At 70.6% G+C, this 18,955-nt stretch carries 16 protein-coding genes; 4 read left to right on the top strand and 12 right to left on the bottom strand.

Annotation, left to right across the window (positions count from 1 at the left end; translation table 11 throughout):
- Positions 1-48 precede the first annotated feature (48 nt).
- Complete coding sequence (locus AVR91_RS39865) at positions 49-963, bottom strand: cation diffusion facilitator family transporter (protein WP_063277757.1); 915 nt, start codon at positions 961-963, stop codon at positions 49-51.
- A gap of 143 nt (positions 964-1,106) precedes the next feature.
- Between AVR91_RS39865 and AVR91_RS39860 the strand changes: the two genes are divergently transcribed.
- The gene (locus AVR91_RS39860) at positions 1,107-4,106 is read left to right on the top strand and encodes an AfsR/SARP family transcriptional regulator (protein ID WP_063277758.1); all 3,000 of its coding nucleotides are present in this window, start codon (positions 1,107-1,109) and stop codon (positions 4,104-4,106) included.
- 52 nt (positions 4,107-4,158) lie between these two features.
- On the opposite strand, the gene AVR91_RS39855 is transcribed toward AVR91_RS39860, so the two are convergent.
- The 6 genes from AVR91_RS39855 to AVR91_RS39830 form a co-directional block, all read right to left on the bottom strand.
- Positions 4,159-4,668, bottom strand: a complete 510-nt coding sequence (locus tag AVR91_RS39855) for a hypothetical protein (protein WP_063277759.1) — start codon at positions 4,666-4,668, stop codon at positions 4,159-4,161.
- Between the two features lie 189 nt (positions 4,669-4,857).
- Positions 4,858-6,081: a mannose-6-phosphate isomerase, class I gene (manA, locus tag AVR91_RS39850; protein ID WP_063277760.1), complete on the bottom strand. Its 1,224-nt coding sequence runs from the start codon at positions 6,079-6,081 to the stop codon at positions 4,858-4,860.
- Between the two features lie 66 nt (positions 6,082-6,147).
- Positions 6,148-7,239, bottom strand: coding sequence for a hypothetical protein (locus AVR91_RS39845; protein ID WP_063277769.1), 1,092 nt, complete (start codon positions 7,237-7,239; stop codon positions 6,148-6,150).
- The gene (locus tag AVR91_RS39840; RefSeq protein WP_063277761.1) at positions 7,223-7,444 is read right to left on the bottom strand and encodes a Trm112 family protein; all 222 of its coding nucleotides are present in this window, start codon (positions 7,442-7,444) and stop codon (positions 7,223-7,225) included. The genes AVR91_RS39845 and AVR91_RS39840 overlap by 17 nt, the downstream gene beginning before the upstream one ends.
- A gap of 52 nt (positions 7,445-7,496) precedes the next feature.
- A complete protein-coding gene (locus AVR91_RS39835; protein ID WP_063277762.1) occupies positions 7,497-8,852 on the bottom strand; it encodes a phosphomannomutase/phosphoglucomutase in 1,356 nt (451 codons plus the stop codon).
- A 72-nt stretch (positions 8,853-8,924) separates the two neighbouring features.
- Positions 8,925-9,278, bottom strand: coding sequence for a DUF3499 domain-containing protein (locus tag AVR91_RS39830; RefSeq protein WP_073848429.1), 354 nt, complete (start codon positions 9,276-9,278; stop codon positions 8,925-8,927).
- 117 nt (positions 9,279-9,395) lie between these two features.
- Between AVR91_RS39830 and AVR91_RS39825 the strand changes: the two genes are divergently transcribed.
- On the top strand, positions 9,396-9,827 hold the full coding sequence (locus AVR91_RS39825; RefSeq protein ID WP_016337110.1) for a metallopeptidase family protein: 432 nt from the start codon (positions 9,396-9,398) through the stop codon (positions 9,825-9,827).
- A gap of 264 nt (positions 9,828-10,091) precedes the next feature.
- Here AVR91_RS39825 and AVR91_RS39820 read toward each other — a convergent pair whose 3' ends face one another.
- Together AVR91_RS39820 and AVR91_RS39815 are read right to left on the bottom strand one after the other, a co-directional pair.
- On the bottom strand, positions 10,092-13,358 hold the full coding sequence (locus tag AVR91_RS39820) for a glycosyltransferase family 2 protein (protein WP_063277763.1): 3,267 nt from the start codon (positions 13,356-13,358) through the stop codon (positions 10,092-10,094).
- 132 nt (positions 13,359-13,490) lie between these two features.
- Positions 13,491-13,874, bottom strand: a complete 384-nt coding sequence (locus tag AVR91_RS39815) for a WhiB family transcriptional regulator (RefSeq protein WP_007028952.1) — start codon at positions 13,872-13,874, stop codon at positions 13,491-13,493.
- Positions 13,875-14,045: 171 nt separating this feature from the next.
- Between AVR91_RS39815 and AVR91_RS39810 the strand changes: the two genes are divergently transcribed.
- Positions 14,046-14,807, top strand: coding sequence for a site-2 protease family protein (locus AVR91_RS39810; protein WP_063277764.1), 762 nt, complete (start codon positions 14,046-14,048; stop codon positions 14,805-14,807).
- Here the strand turns inward: AVR91_RS39810 and AVR91_RS39805 are convergent.
- From AVR91_RS39805 to mshB, 3 genes are read right to left on the bottom strand one after another with little or no spacing between them, the layout of a single operon-like run.
- Entirely contained in the window at positions 14,791-15,597 is an 807-nt protein-coding gene (locus AVR91_RS39805; RefSeq protein WP_063277765.1) for a hypothetical protein, read from the bottom strand. The genes AVR91_RS39810 and AVR91_RS39805 overlap by 17 nt on opposite strands.
- Complete coding sequence (locus tag AVR91_RS39800) at positions 15,590-15,997, bottom strand: hypothetical protein (RefSeq protein WP_063277766.1); 408 nt, start codon at positions 15,995-15,997, stop codon at positions 15,590-15,592. Before AVR91_RS39800 ends, AVR91_RS39805 begins: the two co-directional genes overlap by 8 nt.
- Positions 15,994-16,836, bottom strand: coding sequence for an N-acetyl-1-D-myo-inositol-2-amino-2-deoxy-alpha-D-glucopyranoside deacetylase (gene mshB, locus AVR91_RS39795; protein WP_063277767.1), 843 nt, complete (start codon positions 16,834-16,836; stop codon positions 15,994-15,996). The genes AVR91_RS39800 and mshB overlap by 4 nt, the downstream gene beginning before the upstream one ends.
- A gap of 197 nt (positions 16,837-17,033) precedes the next feature.
- Between mshB and AVR91_RS39790 the strand changes: the two genes are divergently transcribed.
- On the top strand, positions 17,034-18,815 hold the full coding sequence (locus AVR91_RS39790; protein ID WP_063277768.1) for an ABC transporter ATP-binding protein: 1,782 nt from the start codon (positions 17,034-17,036) through the stop codon (positions 18,813-18,815).
- Positions 18,816-18,955 lie beyond the last annotated feature (140 nt).

Raw genomic sequence — 18,955 nt, 5'->3', positions numbered from 1 at the left:
TTGCAAGGAACGGACCGTTCATGGCACGTGAAGCGAGCCGAGACCGGGTCAGGCCAGCGCGCGGTCCAGATCCGGCTCCAGGTAGATCAGCTTCGCCGTCGGCACCTTCGCCCGCACCCGCGCTTCGGCGTCGTCGATGGCTTGCGCGATCTCGGCGGTCTCCAGCCCCGGCACCAGCGCGAGCTTCGCGGCCACCAGCATCTCGTCCGGCCCGATGTACAGCGTCCGGATGTGGATGACCCGCTCGACCTTGCCGGCGGCGAGTTCGTCGACGATCACGTCGAGGTCGGTCTCGGAGGCACCCTCGCCGATCAGCAGGCTCTTCATCTCGATGATCAGGATGATCGCGATGATGCCGAGCAGCACACCGATCGTCACGGTGCCGATGCCGTCCCACACCGGGTTCCCGGTGACGACCGACAGCCCGACCCCGCCGAGCGCGAACACCAGGCCGAACAGCGCGCCCGCGTCCTCCAGCAGGACCACCGGCAGTTCCGGCGTCTTGGCCTGGCGGATGAAGGCCCACCAGCCCGCGTCGCCCTTGATCTTCTTCGATTCCTGGATCGCGGTGTAAAAGCTGTAGCACTCCAGCCCGATCGCGACCACGAGGATGCCGACCGCCACCAGCGGCGAGGTCAGCTCCTCGGGATGCGAGATCTTGTGGATGCCCTCGTACAGCGCGAACACCGAGCCGAGGCTGAACAGCATCAGCGCGACGATGAACGAGTAGAAGTACCGGTCCCGCCCGAAGCCGAACGGGTGGGTGCGGGTCGCCTTGCGCTGCGAGGTCTTCTGGCCGAGCAGCAGCAGGCCCTGGTTCGAGGTGTCCGCGAGCGAGTGCACGGACTCGGCCAGCATCGAGGACGACCCCGTGATGAGGAAGCCGGTGAATTTCGCGGCCGCGATTCCGGCGTTCGCCACGAGCGCGGCGATGATCGCCTTGGTTCCGCCACCTGCAGACACGTGCAACTCCCCAATGGTGTCCCGATATGCCGGGTTCGAAGGCTAGCAGTGCAGATGAGCCGGTACACGGCGGGCGGGACAGGTCACAGAATTGTCGGAGCCCCTCGCTAGTCTCGCCCCTCTCATGACCTGGGGAGGTGCCCGTGCCGCGATTCGGCGTGCTCGGACCGTTGACGATCGAGGATCCGCCCGGGCGGCGCACGACGCCGCGCGGCGATCATCAGCGTGCCCTGCTGGCCGTCCTGCTGCTGAACGCGAACTCCTCCGTCCCGGTCGACGCCCTGGTCGAGACGCTTTGGCCGGACACGCCGCCGAAGTCGTACTCGTCGAATCTGCACACGTACGTCTCCCGCCTGCGGGCCCGGTTCGAGGGGCTGGAGATCCAGCGGGATCCACATGGCTACCGGCTGGTCGTCGAGCCCGCCGACCTGGATCTGCTGTCCTTCCGCGAAGCCGCCGCGGCCGGGAAGGCGGCGGCGCGGGCGGGTGACCCGGCGGCGGCAGCCGGGCACTACCGCCGGGCACTGGCGGAATGGCGCGGGCCGGTCCTTTCCGGACTGCACATCCCCCGGCTCGACGCCGACGTCGCCCGGCTCGAGTCGGAGCGCCTGGCCGCCTTCGAAGACTGTGTCGACGCCGAGCTGTCCGACGGTAGGCACGGTGAACTCACCGGCGAGCTCCAGGCGATGATCACCGAACATCCGTTGCGCGAGCGGCTGGCCGCGCAACTGATGATCGCGTTGCACCGCGCCGGACGGCAGGCCGATTCACTGGCCGTCCACCGCGATCTGCGCGACACCCTCGTCGAGGAGCTCGGCGTGGAGCCGGGGGCCGAGGTCCGCCGGGTGCACGCCGCGGTGCTGCGCGGCGAGGATCCGGTGCCCTCGGCCAAGGCCGCGCCGATCTTCCCGATCTGCCAGCTGCCGCCGGACATCGCCGATCTCGCGGGCCGCGAGAGCGAGATCGCGAAGCTCTCCGGGCTGCTCGGCGACGGCACGGGCGTCCCGGTCACGGTGATCACCGGCGAGCCGGGGGCGGGCAAATCCACCCTCGCGGTCGCCACCGCGCACAGGCTCCGCCGGTCCTTTCCGGACGGACAGCTGTTCGTCCCGCTGGCCGGCGCCTCCGACCCGCGCGACCTCTCCGACGTCCTCGGCGACCTGTTGCGCGCGCTGGGCGTCACCGGGCCCGCCATCCCGGACGACGTCGAGGCGAGGGCGGCGGTCTATCGAGGCCGTCTCGCCGATCGCCGGGTCCTCGTGGTGCTCGACGACGCCGCGAACCCCGAGCAGGTCCGCGCGCTGCTGCCGGGCACACCGGGCACCGCCGTCCTGATCACCAGCAGGCGACGGCTTTCCGGGCTCGCCGGGGCGAATCGGCTCCCCCTCGCGCCGCTGTCCGGCGCCGAGGCGATGACCCTGCTCGCCCGCCTCGCCGGGCCGGACCGCGTGGGCGCCGAACGCGCGGACGCGGAGCGGATCGCCAAGGCCTGCGGCAATCTCCCCCTGGCCTTGCGGATCGCGGGCAGCAGGCTCGCGATGCGGCCGGGGATGCCGCTCGGGAAGCTCGCCGGGCGGCTGGAGGACGAGGTCTCACGCCTCGACGAGCTCCAGGTCAGCGATCTCCAGGTCCGCGGCAGCATCGCGTTGAGCTATCGGGCGCTGAGCCCGGCGGCGCGGCGCGCGTTCCGGCTGATCGGCCGCTGCCGCACCCTCGACCTGCCCGCGTGGGCGGTGACGACGCTGATCGATGACGAAGGCGCCGACGAGGCCATCGACGAACTCGTCGAGGCCAGCCTGCTCGAAGCCACCGGTCTCGACCCGACGGGCGAGCAGCGGTTCCGCGTGCACGACCTCGTCCGCGTGTTCGCCACGGAGCTCGGCCGGGAGCTGGAGACCCGCGACGAGCGGGTGGCCACCGTCGCGAAGGTGTCGGACGCGGCGCTGTGCCTCGCCGACACGGCGGCCCGCCGCCTGCCGAGGACGGTGCCGATGCCGTTGTCGGATCACGATGTCCCCACCCAGCCGCTGGAGGCCGAGCTGGTCGAGCGGCTGCTGCGTGATCCCGGCACGTGGTTCTCCGTGGAACGGGCCAACCTGGTCTCCGCCGTCTCGTCGCTGTGCGCCGTGGGCTGGCGCCGGAAAGCCTTGCGGATACTGGAAAGGCTGAGCGCGTACCTGTATCTGCACAGTCATTACACCGACATGCGGACGGCGTACGAGACCTTGCGCGACGCCGCCCGCGAGGCGGGCGACCGGCACATCGCCGTCATCGCGGAGGCGAATCTGGCGGTGCTGCTGCATGTCCGCGGCGAGTACGAACGCGCGGCCGAGGGTTATCGCGCCTGCTCGAAGGAATTGGCGGACCTGGGCGACCTCGCCACCCGGGCGTGGGTGGAGACCAATCTGGCGCATTGCCTGGTCGGGCTCGGCCGGGCCGGGGAATCGTTGCACGCCGCCACCCAGGCCCGCGAAATGTCCACTGTGGAGGATTCCGGGACCCACGCGAGACGAGCGGAATCCGCCGCCCTGCACCGGTTGGGCAAGATCTCCGAAGCGCTGGAAATCGATCGCAGGATTCTCGCCCAGGCTCGGGAATCGGCCGACGACCGCCAGCTTGGCGTTGCCCTGCAAGGACTTTCGTGGTCGCTGATGCTCGACGGCCGCCAGGAGGATGCCCTGTCGACGATCGAGGAATCGGTCCGCGTCCTTCGCCGGACGACGGCGAAATCGGCGCTGGCGAAGTCTTTGCGCACCCAGGGCGCGATCCTCGCCGGCGCCGGGCGGCGCGACGGCGCTGTGAAGGCCTACGAAAACGCGCGGCGCCTGGCCGGAGCGCTCGAAGAACGGCCGCGAGAGCTTTCCTGCACCCGCGCGATCGCGGCGAGCTGGATCGGCGACGGCCGGGCCGACCGCGCGATCCCCGTGCTGCGCCGTTGTCTCGACGAATTCCGTGCCATGGGCGGGAAACCGGCGACGGGCCTCACCCTGCACGTGCTGCGCAGGGCGTACGAGGCCGTCGGGGAAACAGAAGCGGCCGAGGCGGCGGGTGAAGAGGCGAAGCGATTGGAAGTCCCCCACGACGCCAACGCTTCGACCCTCGTCCGGTTGCTGTTGTCGCTCACCGAACCCGCCCCGGCCTGACCGAGTGGTGCCCGACCCCTCAGACGGGCACCACCCGGAAGTCACCTGCACTTCACCAGGCGGCGAGCCGCGATCCCCGCCGTCCGGCGGGGAACCAGGCCAGCGCGATCGCCAGTACGCCGTTGGCCATGGCGTCCCACATCGGCGGCGCGGCGGCCCCGAGTCGCGAGACCGCGAACATGTTGATCAGCCCGGCGACGGTCAGCATCACGCGGACGGGCTGGGTGCCCGTCACCACCAGCGCGGCGGTGAGCAGCACCTGCGCGCCGAGCGAGACGAGCACGACCAGCGGGAGGTTCAGCCTGCTCTCCGCGCCCGCGGCGAGCTCGTGCAGGCCGCTCCCCGCGGCCTTGACCGACTCGATCGCGTCACCGGCGAGCCCCGCCATCGCCTGCGCCGAGCCGACCAGGTCCTGGCCGCTCGGCACCGGGAGGACCAGGTCGACGACCGGGACGAGCGCGGTCACGACGGCGAACCCGAGCGCGGCGAGCAGGGCGGTGGGGCGCACGGGAACCGGCGCCCGGAAAGCACGTCCGCTCGCCGCGCCGGGATGGGAAGTCACTGCTGTCGCTCCTTGGCTGTCGATGTCCGGGACGAGCCGACGCCAAGCGCCGGGTCACCCCTTCGGTCGATAGTCGCGGAACCCGCCACACGGAACGCACACACTTCGGCCAAGCCCGCGTTTCGTCCTCTGACTGCGGTCCTTGCGCGTGCAAGGACCGCATTCAGAGGACGAAACGCGGGAGGAGGATCAGCAGGTGCCGGCGGTGGCGCGGAACACCTGGGTGCGCTCACCGGACAGCGGTCGCACGCGGACCTCCGGATCGGCGGCGGGAAGCCACACGGACTGGCCGCGGCGGAGTTCGACCTGCTCACCGTCGTCGGCCGTCACCAGCAGGCCACCGGCGGTGCACAGCAGGATCTGCGGGCCGACGTCGTGGACGGCGACCTCGCCGTCGTCCCCGGCCGCCCATTCGATCCGCGACAGCTCGAACTCCGGCGCGTCGGTGCGGTACACCGACATGCGGTCCTCGCGCTCTCCGCTCTGGACCGGCATTTCCCCGCACGCGAAGTCGACGACGCGCAGCAGCTCCGGCACGTCGACGTGCTTCGGGGTCAGCCCGCAGCGCAGGATGTTGTCCGAGTTCGCCAGGATCTCGACGGCGGTGCCGTGCAGGTACAGGTGCAGGTTTCCGGCGGGGAGGTAGATCGCCTCGCCCGCGCTGAGGGTGAGCCGGTTGAGCAGCAGCGCCGCGAGCACCCCCGCGTCGCGCGGATGCGATTCGCCGAGCTCCAGGATGGTCCGGCATTCGACGTCGAACTCGCCGCGTTCCCGGACGTGCTTCACACACGAATCGAGGACCTCGGGAAGCAGCTCGTCGAGTGCGGCCTGCGGCAGCGTGATCCAGGTGGTGAACAGCGCGCGCAGCCCGGCCGGATCCGGCTGGGCCTCCAGCAGCACCGCGTACTTCGCCAGCCCGGGCGTCTCGATCGCCTTCAGCAGCGCGATCGTGCGTTCCGGGTCGCGGAAGCCCGCCAGCGCGTGGAACTCCGTCAGCGCGCAGACCAGTTCCGGTTTGGCTGTCGGGTCCGGGTAGTTGCGGTTCGAGGCGTCGCGCGGGATCCCCGCCGACTCCTCACGCGCGTACCCTTCCGCCGCCTGTGCGGCCGACGGGTGCGCCTGCATCGAAAGCGGCTCTTCGGCGGCGAGGATCTTCAGCAGGAACGGCAGCCTGCCGCCCCAGCGGCCGGCACAGGTCGTGCCGAGCTGGCCGACCGGATCGGCTTCGACGAGCTCCAGCAGGCTCCGCTCGGTGCCGTCCGGGCCGATGACGTGGGACGGGTCGCCGGGGTGGGCGCCCATCCACAGTTCCGCCTCCGGATGCGGCGCCGGCACCGGACGCCCCAGCAGCTCGGGGATCGTCGTTCTGGACCCCCACGCGTAGGGCCGCACGGCATTGCGCAGCAGCTCCACTGTCACCTCAACTCCTCGCCGGGCACGGGTGGTGCCGGCCCTCATTGCTTACGTCGCGCTCGGGACTCACGCCGTTGCGGGCGTGTACCTCCCGGCGCCGCCGATGCTGCCGACGGCCAGCCCCAGATAGACCGCGGCCAGCTCGAAACGCAGGGCGAGAACGGCCGCACGCACGATCTCGTCCGTTTCGATCTCTTCGGCCGGGGCGATCACGTCGCCGCCGGGCAGCAGGTCTTCCGCCTGATAGCGGGCCGCCTCCGCGGCGGGCCCGGTCCGGACCGAGAGGAGCAGCACCCTCGGCGTCGCGCCTGCCCCCTCCTCAGGGTCCGCGAAGATATCGCGATCCACGCCGCCGGACAACGCCGCCCGCCGCAAAGCGGGCCTGGCCAGTGCCTGACGGTAGTCCTCCACGTCACAGACGACGGCGGCGTGCGCGGCGAACGCGTGGGCCGCGTGCTCGCCGACGGCGACCGCGACCGGGTCCAGCCCCCACAGCAGCGGCTGGCGCTCGGCCAGCTTCAGCGCCATCGCCTTGGCCGGGTTCGCGAACGACTCCCTGGCCAGGTAATCCTTCTCGGCTTCCGCGTCGAGGTGGTCCGCGAGCTGCTCGAGGTCGGCCACCAGCAGACCGAGCGCGTTCGCGGTGAGCAGCGCGGCGGCGAGCCCGCGCGGGAACGCCATCTCCGGCGGGACCGGGAGCCTCGGCGCGAGCAGCAGCCCCTTGCCCGCGATCGAAGCCGCGACCGGCCCCTCGTCGGGGGCGGACAACACGACCCTCGCCCCGAACCGGGCGGCACGTTCCAACGAGGCGGCCAGCTCGCGGTCACCCGCGTCGTCGGTGTGCGCGAAGACCACGTCGAGCGCGCCGATCCAGCTCGGCACCACCTCGGCGACGACCACCGGCACCGGGCACGACGGGGTCAGGAGCGCGGCGACCAGCCGGGTCAGCGTCCGGCTGACGCCCGGCCGGTCGATCAGCACGAGCGAGCGCGGGCGCCCGACGTCCAGGCGATCGCTCAGCTCGAGTTCGGCCGCGGCCTCGGCGGTCGCCCGCACCTGGGCGCCCGCCATCGCGGCGGCACGGAGAAGCCCCGCGGTGTCGGCCTCGGCCAGCCTCGCGGGATCGTCGAGCAGGGAATCGTCAGGGACCGTCGGCATGATCGCCATCCGGGGTCGTCGGCTCGGTGGCTTCGTCCAGCAACAGTACCGGGATTCCATCACGGACCGGATACACACGACCGCATTCCGTGCAGGTCAATGCGTCGGCCTCGGGATCGGCCGCCGTCCCCGGCCGCAGCGGCGCGTGATCGGGGGACGGGCAGGCCAGGATCTCCAGCAACTGTGCGTCGAACGTGACGGCCATGCTTACTCCCTACCTGTGGGACATCTCTATGTGTGTTTTCACGACACATTCGTTACCCACGGACGATCGCCAATACGTCTTCGGTCAGCGCCCGGACGGCCTCGGCGTCGGCGGCCTCGACGTTCAGGCGGAGCAGCGGTTCGGTGTTGGACGGGCGCAGGTTGAACCAGCCACCGCCGGGGAGCTGCACGGTGAGCCCGTCGAGTTCGTCGATCTCGACGCCGTCACGCGCGCCGAACGCGTCCTTGACCGCCATCATGCGCGCGACCTGGTCGTCGACGGTCGAGTTGATCTCACCGGAGGCCGCGTAGCGCGAGTACTCCGCCGTCAGCTCGGACAGCGGGCCCGCCTGCTCGCCGAGGGCGGCGAGGACGTGCAGCGCGGCCAGCATGCCGGTGTCGGCGCGCCAGAAGTCGCGGAAGTAGTAGTGCGCGGAGTGCTCGCCGCCGAAGATCGCGCCGGTCTTGGCCATCTCGGCCTTGATGAACGAATGCCCGACCCGGGTGCGCACCGGCTTGCCGCCGTGCTCGGCGACGATCTCCGGGACACCCTTCGACGTGATCAGGTTGTGGATGATGGTGCCGCCCGGCTCCTTCTCCAGCTCGCGGATGGCGACCAGGGCGGTGATGGCGCTCGGCGAGACGGGCTCGCCGCGCTCGTCGACGACGAAGCAGCGGTCCGCGTCGCCGTCGAAGGCGAGACCCGCGTCGGCGCCTTCCTCGCGCACCTTCGCCTGGAGGTCGACGATGTTCTTCGGGTCGAGCGGGTTGGCCTCGTGGTTCGGGAAGTTGCCGTCGAGTTCGAAGTACATCGGGACGACCTCGATGGGCAGGCCCGCGAAGACCGTGGGGACGGTGTAGCCGCCCATGCCGTTGCCGGCGTCGACGACGACCTTCAGCGGGCGGCTGCCCGAGAGGTCGACGAGCTTGCGCAGGTACGCCGCGTAGTCCGCGAGGACGTCCCTCTCGGTCACCGAACCGCGCTGCCCCTCGAAGGCGGGCACGCCCTGCTCGACGGTGTCGCGGATCTCCGCGAGACCGGAGTCCTGGCCGACGGGGGCGGCGCCGGAGCGGCACAGCTTGATGCCGTTGTACTTCGCCGGGTTGTGGCTGGCGGTGAACATGGCGCCGGGCAGGTTGAGCGAGCCGGACGCGAAGTACAGCTGGTCGGTGCTGGCGAGGCCGATCGACACCACGTCGAGGCCCTGCGAGGTCACGCCGTCGGCGAAGGCGGCGGACAGCTCGGGCGAGGAGTCGCGCATGTCGTGGCCGATCACCACGGAGTCGGACTCCGGCTTGATCAACAGGGCGAACGCCGATCCGAGGTCGCGGACGAGTGCCGCGTCCAGCTGCTCACCGACCACGCCGCGAATGTCGTAGGCCTTCACGATGCCCGAAAGGTCTGGCACGCCTGCTCCCCGCCAATAGTCTCGTTACAACGCCCTCTGGCGCGCTCGAAAGCCTACCGGCGAGCCCTCGCGTCAGGCGCGGCCGGGCAGGACGCGCAGGTGGCCGCGCCTGCCCGAGGGGCCCTCGGGTTCGGGCTCGGGCGCGGGCTTGTCGGAGCGGCCTGCTTCGCGCACGGCCTCGGCCAGCGCGGTCAGCTCGTCGGCGGAGGGATCCGGGGCGGCGAAGGCGCCTTCGTGCCGGACGACTTCCCAGCCCTTGGGCACGGTCAGCCGGAGGGCGTGAGCCTCGCAGAGGTCATAGGAGTGCGGCTCGCTCGCGGTGGCCAGTGGGCCCACTACGGCTGTCGAATCGCTGTAGGCATACGTGAGCGTGGCGACAGCGGGTTCGAGACAACCCGTTCGCGAACACTTTCGTACGCTCCGCACGATCGAGAACGATAGCGCGTCGCGAGCCCGGCGTAGGCGGCGACACGCGCTTTGAATCGCCGAGCGCGTACCCTTCGGTGCGTGGCGACGGCTCGTGATTCCCGACAGCGACGGCGGATGCGACGGGACCGGCACGGCCGGGGCCTGCGCGGAGCGCTGTATCCGTCGACCCTTCCCGCCGCCGCTAGCAGGGCGGAAAGGTTCGACGCGCTGGTTTTGGACGCGCTCGAACCGATCGAAGCGCGGTGGCGGCACGAGCTGACGAAGCTCGACGTCGCCGTCGACGACGTTCCCGAAGTTCGCTCGGATGGCGCACCGGCCGGAGTGGACGGGGTGCTGCACGACGGCGCCGTCCCGCTCTCGCGGCTCGTGCCCGCCGGCGTCGACCGCGCCGGCCTCCCGACGCGGGCCCGGATCGTCCTCTACCGCCGCCCCCTCGAAGCGCGCGCGAAGGACCCCGGCGAACTCGCGGAACTCGTCCACGACGTCCTCGTGGAACAGGTCGCGGGCTACCTGGGCGTCGAACCCGACGTCATCGAAGGCGAATAACCCCCTGCCCAGCCCCCGCCCTTCCCCGGGGGGCGTCCCCAGCCCAGTGTATCGCCGCACACCGACGGGACCTGCGGAAACGGCCCTGGAGGGCGAAGTTGTCCACAAGGGGAAGGGGCTGTGGATAACTCAGTGGGCAGGTCTCTGCGGGCCCCCAATGTGGCATTGGGGACACTCAACGTCCCCAATGCCACATTGGGCGCCGCCAAGGCCTCCTTTGGGACGCTCAACGTCTCAAAGGGGACCTTCAGGACAGCCCAACGCTCAAGAAGCACGCCGCCGCGTAGGAACAGCAGTCAGCAGCGTGAACAGCACAGCCGCCACCTGCGCCAGCAGCAGCAGGTTCCGCGTCGTCCCCTGATGCTCCACCACGACCTCCGAAGGCGTGGCCGGCACCGAGACCGCCACCTGGTGCCCCCAAGCCCGCACGATCGGCACGGCCTTGCCGTCCACGCTCGCCTGCCAGCCCGCCTCGAACTCCGCGGCCAGCACGAGCAGCCGCCCGGTCGGGCCTTCCGAGACGCGCACCCGCACGTCCGGCAGCCCGGCCTGCACCGGCGCCACCCCGGGCGACGCGCCCGGCGCGCCCTTCCCGGTCACGGCGGCCTGCGCCAGTTCCGGCGAGATCAGCGCCACCTGCCCGCCGGCGGGCAGCAACCGCAGCACCGGACGCCCGTCGGAGGTCGGCGCCGCCAAAACCACCAGGTCTCGCGCGAGTCCGACGAAGGCGCCACCATCCGCGCCGCTCGGCAGCACGACATACGACACCCCCGAGGCCAAAGCGGCCGCGAAGGCCTGTTTGACCGCGTCCGGAGAGCCTTGCAGCAGGTCCCGGCGCCACGAGGCGAGCCGATCGGCACTGCCCGGCGTCGGCGCGAACTCGTCGTCGCCGAACGTCGGCAACCGCCCACCGATCTGCCGGGCAACGTCACCGATCACCAGCACCGAACGGCCGCTCGAAGCCAGTTCCGCCGAGATCTCCGGAGCCAGCGAGGGGCGCTCGCCAGCCCGCAGGGGCCCTTCCCGTCCGGCGACGACCGCGCCGGTCGCCAGCGCCAGCAGCACGAGCACCCCCGCCACGGCCGTGACCTTCGCCAGCCACGGCGCGGGATCGATCCCGGAGCCGCCCCGCTGCCAGGTCGCCAGCACCGTCCACAGCAGTCCCGCGCCGATCACCAGCAGCGGCACCCCGGCGTACCCGGTCGCGTGCGCGCCGCCCGACATCGGCGTCACCGCCACGAACCGCACCGCGACGAGCCCGAGCGCGCCCAGCACGACGACCGCGACACCGCCGCCCGCGCCCTTCGTCGGCCGCACCACCAGCGCGACGATCGCGGCCGCCACCAGTGCCACCCCGATCGGCCAGGCGCCGGGGCCGCCCGGGTCCAGCCCGGCGAGATCGGCGCCGGACGCGGCCGTGGCACCACCGCCGAGCCCGTGCAGCAGCAGTTCCGGATGCCTCAAAAGCACACTCGGCCACGGCAGCAGCAACGCCAGCGGCAGGAACACCACGATGCCGACCGACGCGATCCGCCGAGCGAGCCCGGTCGGCGAAGGCAGCACCACGAACCCGATCACCAGCCCGACCAGCGCCAGCGCGTGCGCCAGCGGAGAGAAGGCGCCGATCAGCGCCAGCCCGATCGCGCTCAGCGCCGAAACGTGCAGCCAGCGCGAGTCCGCGCGGACCAGCAGCCCCACGATGCCCGCGATCACCAGCGGCAGCAGCAGATGCACGACGACGACGTCGAGCCGTCCCTGCGCGACCGAAGCCGTGGCCGCGGGAAGCACGCCGTACGCCGCCGCCGCGACGGCACGCACCCAGCGACGCACGCGAAGGTGCCGAGTGGCCACGTACGCGCTCAGGGCGGCGAGAGGGATGTCACCGATCAGCAGGATCGCGACCAGCGCCGCGGGACCACCGATCGGGGTGAAGATCGCGCCGATCGTGCCCAGCACCGGCAGCGTCGCGGGCGCGGGACTCGCCGTCCCGCCGGCGATCGCGTGCCACGGCGCGAGATACGACGACCAGATCTCGCCGAGCCCGCCGACCGGCAGCAGTTTCCCGCCGAAGAGGTCGAGCCCGAGCCGGGAACCGTTGACCACGAACGCGAGCGCCGTCAGCACGACGAGCATGAGCACCGGCGGGGCGAACACGGTCGCGCCGAGCACCCGCTTCCGGTCGACCTCGACGAACACGAGTTCCGGTTCCGGCCGCCGTCCGCCGTCCCTCGGTACCGGCGACGGTTTCGGCCCCTCCGCCACAGGCTTTTCGGGAACCGCGACCGCGACGACCGCACTGGGCCGCCGAAGCCCCGTCCCGCGCGAGCCGACACCGCGCATCGCCCCCGCGGGCAGCGCACCGGGACCGACCGGACGATCTTGCCCGGCCTTCAACGCCTCCGGCGGGATCCAGGCCCCCTCCTGATCCACGCCCTCCGGCACCGTCCCGAGGGCGAAATCCCGTTCCACGCCACGCCGTACGAGGCCGACGACACCGGCGCGCACGGCGTTGCGCACCCGCGTCATCCGTCCGGTGAAGAGGCCGCCGACCTTGCCGGGCCGACCGGTCTTCCGGCGTTCCGCACGGGCCGCGCGCAGTCCGCCGCGACCGCGCATCAGGTGCCAGGTCGCCGCGAGTTCCGCGCCCGCCTCGCCGGTGCGCCGCAGCAGCAGGAACGCAAGCGCCCGCAGCACCGCGAAGACCGGGATTCGAAAAAGTCCGAACCAAAAGGACAGTGGCGGGCAATTGACGAGGAACACCCGGAGCCCGTGCGCGCGGTTCGCGGTGGCGAGGGGAAGGCCGAGGGCGTCCGGTTCGCGCTGCCCGGTGCTGAGCGCGCGGGCGTGCCGCAGCCGGGCCGACGGCACCGAAAGCACGCGGCCGCCCGCGGCGTTGGCCCGCCAGCCGAAGTCGAGATCCTCGCGCAGCAACGGAAAGCCGGGGTCGTAGCCACCGAGGTCGTGCCAGACTTCCCGGCGCACCAGCGATCCCGCGCTCGGCACGGCGAGTACGGCGGTGTCGTTCTCATCCGGTGAGATCTGCTGCCGATGGCCGATCGCGTCGGTCGACAAGCCGGCTTCGACGATCAGGCGCGGGTCGCTCCAGTCGACCGCGAGCGGGCCGAGCACCGTCGCGGCGGGCTCGTTTTCGGCCGCTGCCAACAGGTTTTCGAGACAACCGGGTTCCGGCGCGCAATCATCGTGCAGCAGCCAGAGCCAACCGCCGGGGTCGCCCCAGCGTTCGACGGCGTGCTCGACGGCCTCGCCCACCGCGGCACCGAAGCCGACGTCACCGGAAAGTGTGAGAATCCCATCCAGGACCGGCGCTTCGCGGTCGGCCGCCGCGTCGGCGAGGATCTTCGCCGTGCCGTCGGTGGATCCGGTGTCGACGGCGAGTACGTGCCGCGGCCGGACACCGCTGCGCCGCAGCGCGGAAAGCGCCAGTGGCAACCAGTTCTCGCCGTTGTGACAGACCACAATGGCCAGAACGGGGGCCGTGCGCGGCACAGATGACGCGGCAGTGCGAGACAACGGGCACTCCAGATGTGGCGGCGAAGTCGAGTGCCGCCACCCTACGACGCGACCCTGTCACCCGTTGGTGGCCCCACTAGGTGGATGCGAACGGAAGCGATCTCCGGCGCACGAGGCCGCCGGAGATCGCCGTCACACAGCTCGCTTTTTCAGTTTCCTACGCTCACGTTCGGAGAGCCCGCCCCAAATACCGAACCGCTCGTCATGCGCGAGGGCGTACTCGAGGCACTCGTCCTTGACCTCGCAACCGAGGCAGATCCGCTTGGCTTCACGGGTGGAGCCGCCCTTCTCGGGGAAGAACGCCTCCGGGTCCGTCTGCGCGCAGAGGGCCCGTTCCTGCCAGTCCTGCTCTTCCGCGGAGGCATCGTCGAAAAGCTCGGTGAGATCGCCCAGTTGCTGCTCCGGGACCTCACCCCAACCCACGACTTGCCCCCATTCCCTTCCATCTGCTTCCAACCGCACGTCCGCCTCCTCGCTGTCCACGCACTCCCCAGGCTGGCGGTGTTGAAACACCATCCGCCGCCCCCTTCCAGCGACGAATGACATCACTGTGATTACACCCGTGTAGTGCGGTCAGGTCAAGCGGAGTAGCGAGTTCGGGGGATACTCACGCCTCATCGCGCAAGGGGACACGCCGACAACTTCACATCGGGCATACGGAAGACTGGAGGGGTGCAGAGATCAGCAGTGCGGCCAAGCCCGATCTTCCTCGGCATCCTCGCGGTCACCGTCCTGGGCGGTGTACTGGCGGCTTTCGGTGACACGACGACGATTTCCAGCCAGAAGTACGACCCGCTCATCATCATCGGCGTCGTCCTGCTCGTCGCAGGCGGCTGGGTCGCGTCACTGACGCTGCACGAGTTCGGTCACGCGATGGTGGCGTTCCGCGGCGGCGACCACAGCGTCGCCCACAAGGGTTACCTGTCCATGGACGTCCGGAAATACACGGATCCGGCACTGTCCATCATCCTGCCGTTGGTATTCCTCTTCATCGGCGGCATCCCGCTGCCGGGTGGCGCGGTGTGGATCGAACACGGGCGCCTGCGCTCACGCGGAGTCCAGTCGTGGGTGTCGCTCGCCGGCCCGCTGAGCAACCTCGGTGTCGGTGTCCTGCTGACCCTCATCGTCGCGCTCGTGCCGATGTCGTCCGGTCTCGTGATCGGGCTTTCGTTCCTGGCGCTGCTTCAGATCGTCACGTTCATCCTGAACATCCTGCCGATCCCCGGCCTCGACGGCTGGGGCGCGATCGAGCCCTACCTTTCGCCCGGCGCGCGCGAGTTCGGCGCGAAAGCCCGGCCGTGGGCGCCGATCGTGCTGTTCGCCGTGCTGTTCCTCGTACCCGGGGCCAGCTCGTTGCTGTGGGAGGGATCCTTCGCGGTCTTCGACACCGTCGGCGGGTTCAAGCTCGCGGCCATGTACGGCCAGGACGCGTTCATGTTCTGGAAGTGAGCTCGCCGTCGGGGTGTTCGGTGAACCATTCGTGCGCCCGCTTCCAGACGCGTTTGAGACCGGACCGCTCGCCGAGGTAGTCGCCCGCCATCCCGACCACCGGCAGCTTCCCGAGCGCACGGTGGAAAAGACGGCCGCGCGGTCGCTTCTCCAGTTCTTCGACGATACCCAGCAGTCCCCGGCCGAGCCGCCACAGCGTGCCCGCGGCGGCCTTCAAGGTGATCTTGCCGTGCTTCTTCTTCGCGTCGTCGAGTTCTTCGGTGAGCTTCGCCGCTTCGTCGTCTTCGGCGGCCTTGTCGTGTTCGGCGTGTTTGCCCGCCGCGATCACCGGGTCGATGTCGCGTTCGAAAAGGACCCACGCGATCAGCCGGACACGGGCGCCGACGTCGGTCACGCCGTACTCCCCCGCGATCGCGCACAGCAGCACCCCCTGCGCCGCCGAGCCGAGCGCGTCCTGCACGGGCAGGCGGTCGGCGAGCGCGCCGCCGAGGCCGGGGATCGCGGTGATCAGCGCGGTGAACCGGCCGACCCGGTTCACCCACCAGTCGGTCCGCTGGTAGTTCGACATCTCGGCCCACGCCGCGGTGCCGGGCACCTTGACCGAGGTGATCCCGTTGAGCAGCTTGTCCTTCAGCCCGGGCTCGACGCCGTCCAGATCCTCGTGGCGGCGGCCCCTCGCCTGCAATCCGAACGGGTCCGCGTCCCGCAGCGCGTCGACCATCGGCCCGCAGGCGCGGACGAACGGCCGCAGGACGGCCACCACCTGACGGTCCGAAATCGCTTCACCCACCGCTGACTCCCTTCGCCGGCCTGCCAAGACCGCCACCCAGCGCCAGTGCTCCCGGCAACGCCCCGCCACCGATCAGCAGCAAGGCCCGCCAGTCCTGTATCAGCACCAGATCACCTCCGGGCCCGGTCGAGCCCATCCCGAGTACGACTAGTACCCAGACGAGCAGCGGAATCACCGAAAAGGAGGGCCGCACCACTTTCGCGGTCGTCCGCACCAGGAGCGGGGTCGTGAGCACCGCGAGCACGACGGTCACCGGCAGCGGCGCGTCCCCGAGCTTCGGCAGCACGATCCCGTCGAGGCGGAGCGGCAGGAAGAAGAGTTCGAGCAGGCCGAGCAGGAACGCGTCGAAGGTCAGCAGGACGAGCAGCAGGCGCTGCCGCGACGTGAGCGGCTCACTCACTTCGCGAGTCCCCCGAACAGATCGGCCGCGGCACCTTCGGCCGGTCCGTGGGCGAGCACGAAGTACTCGTTCGGGGTGATCGGCTGCGCGACGTCGTTGCTCAGCGCGAAGTGGTCGGCGAGATGCGGCGGGGCCGGCACGCTGACCTGGGTCTCGTGCGCCCGCAGCGCGGCCGCCTTCGCCGGGATGTACGCGCCGACGTCCAGGACGGTCGTGATGGTCTCGTCCGGCGTCACCGGCAGTTCGCCGTCTTCGGGGACCCGGAACGTCGAGCGTCCGCGCAGCGCGGCGAGCCCGGCCGCGACGGCGTCACGGGAGGAAACGGTGTGGAACACCCGCTCGACCGACGCGGCCTTCGGCGCCGCGGCCATGGTGACCTCGTGCGCGCGGATGTGGTCGGGGTGCCCGTAACCCCCGAAGGCGTCATAGGTGACGACGACCTGGGGCCGGACCTCGTCGAGGATCTCGGCGAGCTGAGCCGTCTGCTCGTCGAGGTCGCCGCCGGAGAACGCGCGCGGATGGGCCGCGGACGGCGTCCCGGCCATCCCGGAGTCACGCCAGCGGCCGATGCCGCCGAGATACCGGTGCCGGGTGACGCCCAGCGCCGCGCAGGCCGACGCGAGCTCGCCCGCGCGGTAGCCGCCGAGCTGATCGGAAGCCCACGAACCGAGACCGTCGAGGGACGGCGGGATGATCTCGCCTTCCTCACCGAGAGTGCACGTGACGACGGTCACTTCGGCGCCTTCGGCCGCGTAACGCGCGATGGTGCCACCGGTGGTGATGCTTTCGTCGTCCGGATGGGCGTGCACCAGGAGCAATTTGGGCCGGTCGGAGATCACGGCTTGAAGACTAATTCGAACACGGCGCGCTTTCCTTTATAGGGTGTCGGGAACGGAAGCTCCGAGCACCGACCTTAGTCGGGCGACTCTCGGTTATCCTCGCGCACGTCCGAGGCACTCTTTACCGCCGAGGACGCGTTGACACCGTCACGGGCATTGCGCCGTGACTTATAAGTACCCCCACGAAGGGCATCTTGGTGAGCACTGAAGCAGCATCGTCGGACCTCGGCGGCGTGTCGGGTTCGGTTCTGTCCATCTCCGACCTGAGCGTCTCGTTCCCGACCGACGAGGGCGTGGTCGACGCCGTCAAGGGCATCGGTTTCGACGTCAAGCCGGGTGAGATCGTCGCCGTCGTCGGCGAGTCCGGTTCCGGCAAGTCGGTGACCTCGATGTCGGTGCTCGGGCTGCTCCCGAAGACGAGCCGGATCGCGGGCGAGCTCCGCCTCGGCGACCGCAACCTGGCCGACCTCAAGGAGAAGGACCTCCAGAAGATCCGCGGCAACCAGGTCGCGATGATCTTCCAGGAGCCGATGACCGCGCTGAACCCGGTCTACACCGTCGGCTGGCAGCTGCGCGAAGCCCTCCGCTCGCACCAGGACATCTCGAAGGAAGCCGCCGACAAGCGCGCCGTCGAGCTGCTGGAGATGGTCGGCATCCCGAACCCGTCGCTGCGCTTCAAGCAGTACCCGCACCAGCTCTCGGGCGGTCTGCGCCAGCGCGTCGTCATCGCGATGGCGATCTCGTGCGACCCGAAGGTCATCATCGCCGACGAGCCGACCACCGCGCTCGACGTCACCGTGCAGGCGGAGATCCTCGGCCTGCTGCGCAAGCTGCGTGACACCCTCAACACCGCGATCGTGCTGATCACGCACGACATGGGCGTCGTCGCCGACCTCGCCGACCGCGTGGTCGTGATGTACCAGGGCAACATCGTCGAAGAGGCGCCGGTGCGCGAGCTGTTCGCGTCGCCGTCGCAGGAGTACACCCGCAAGCTGCTCGCCGCGGTGCCCGTGCTGGGCCAGCGCCCCGAGGGCCGCCGCCTGCTCGACGACGAGGGTATCTCCGCCGACAGCGACGAGGCCACGAAGATCGCCGAGGAGATCCGGCTCGAAGACTCCGAGCTCGCCGCGGTGATCGAGGAGAACGCGCCCGCGCTCGAGATCAAGAACCTCGTGCTGGAGTACCCCGGCCGCCGCGGCCAGGCGAAGAACCGCGCGGTGGACGACGTCTCGCTGAGCATCGCCAAGGGCGAGATCGTCGGCCTGGTCGGTGAATCCGGCTCCGGCAAGTCGACCGTCGGCCGCTGCGCGATCCGCCTGCTGACCCCGACCGCGGGCACCGTGTCGATCGCGGGCAAGGACATCACGAACATGTCGAACAAGGAGCTGCGCCCGCTGCGCCGCTACTTCTCGATCGTGTTCCAGGACCCGGCGTCCACACTGGACCCGAAGATGACCATCGGCGAATCGATCGCCGAGCCGATGGTGCTGCACAAGTTCCTGCAGGGCAAGGCCCTGAACGAGCGCGTGACGTCCCTTTTGGACAAGGTCGAGCTCGGCGGCCACTACCGCAACCGGTACCCGCACGAGCTGTCCGGCGGCCAGCGCCAGCGCGTCGCCATCGCGCGGGCGCTCTCGCTCGACCCGGCGCTGCTGATCGCGGACGAGCCGACCTCGGCGCTCGACGTGTCGGTGCAGGCCCGCGTGCTGGACCTGTTCCTGGACCTGCAGCGCTCGCTGCAGTTCGCCTGCCTGTTCATCAGCCACGACCTGGCCGTCGTCGACCTGCTGGCCGACCGGGTCGCGGTGATGCAGCACGGCAAGCTGGTCGAGGTCGGCACGCGTGACCAGGTGCTGCACTCGCCGCGCGAGGACTACACCCGTCGTCTGCTGTCGGCCGCCCCGGTCGCGGACCCGGTGCTGCAGGCCGAGCGGCGTGCGGCCTGGGAGGCGGGCAAGCTGGCCCCGGTGGCCGACTGACGCTTACGTGAAGGCCCCCTTCGCCGCGCTGGACGCGGTGAAGGGGGCCTTTGTGTATCTGGACGTCACTCGCGTGTCCGGAGCCGCATCACGCGTGATTGAAGCCGTAACTCGCGTGTCTGAAGGCGGAACTCGCGTGC

This window comes from Amycolatopsis keratiniphila subsp. keratiniphila, assembly GCF_001620365.2.
GTDB classification, from domain to species: Bacteria; Actinomycetota; Actinomycetes; order Mycobacteriales; family Pseudonocardiaceae; genus Amycolatopsis; species Amycolatopsis keratiniphila.
This window is presented reverse-complemented; position numbering and strand designations above follow the sequence as displayed.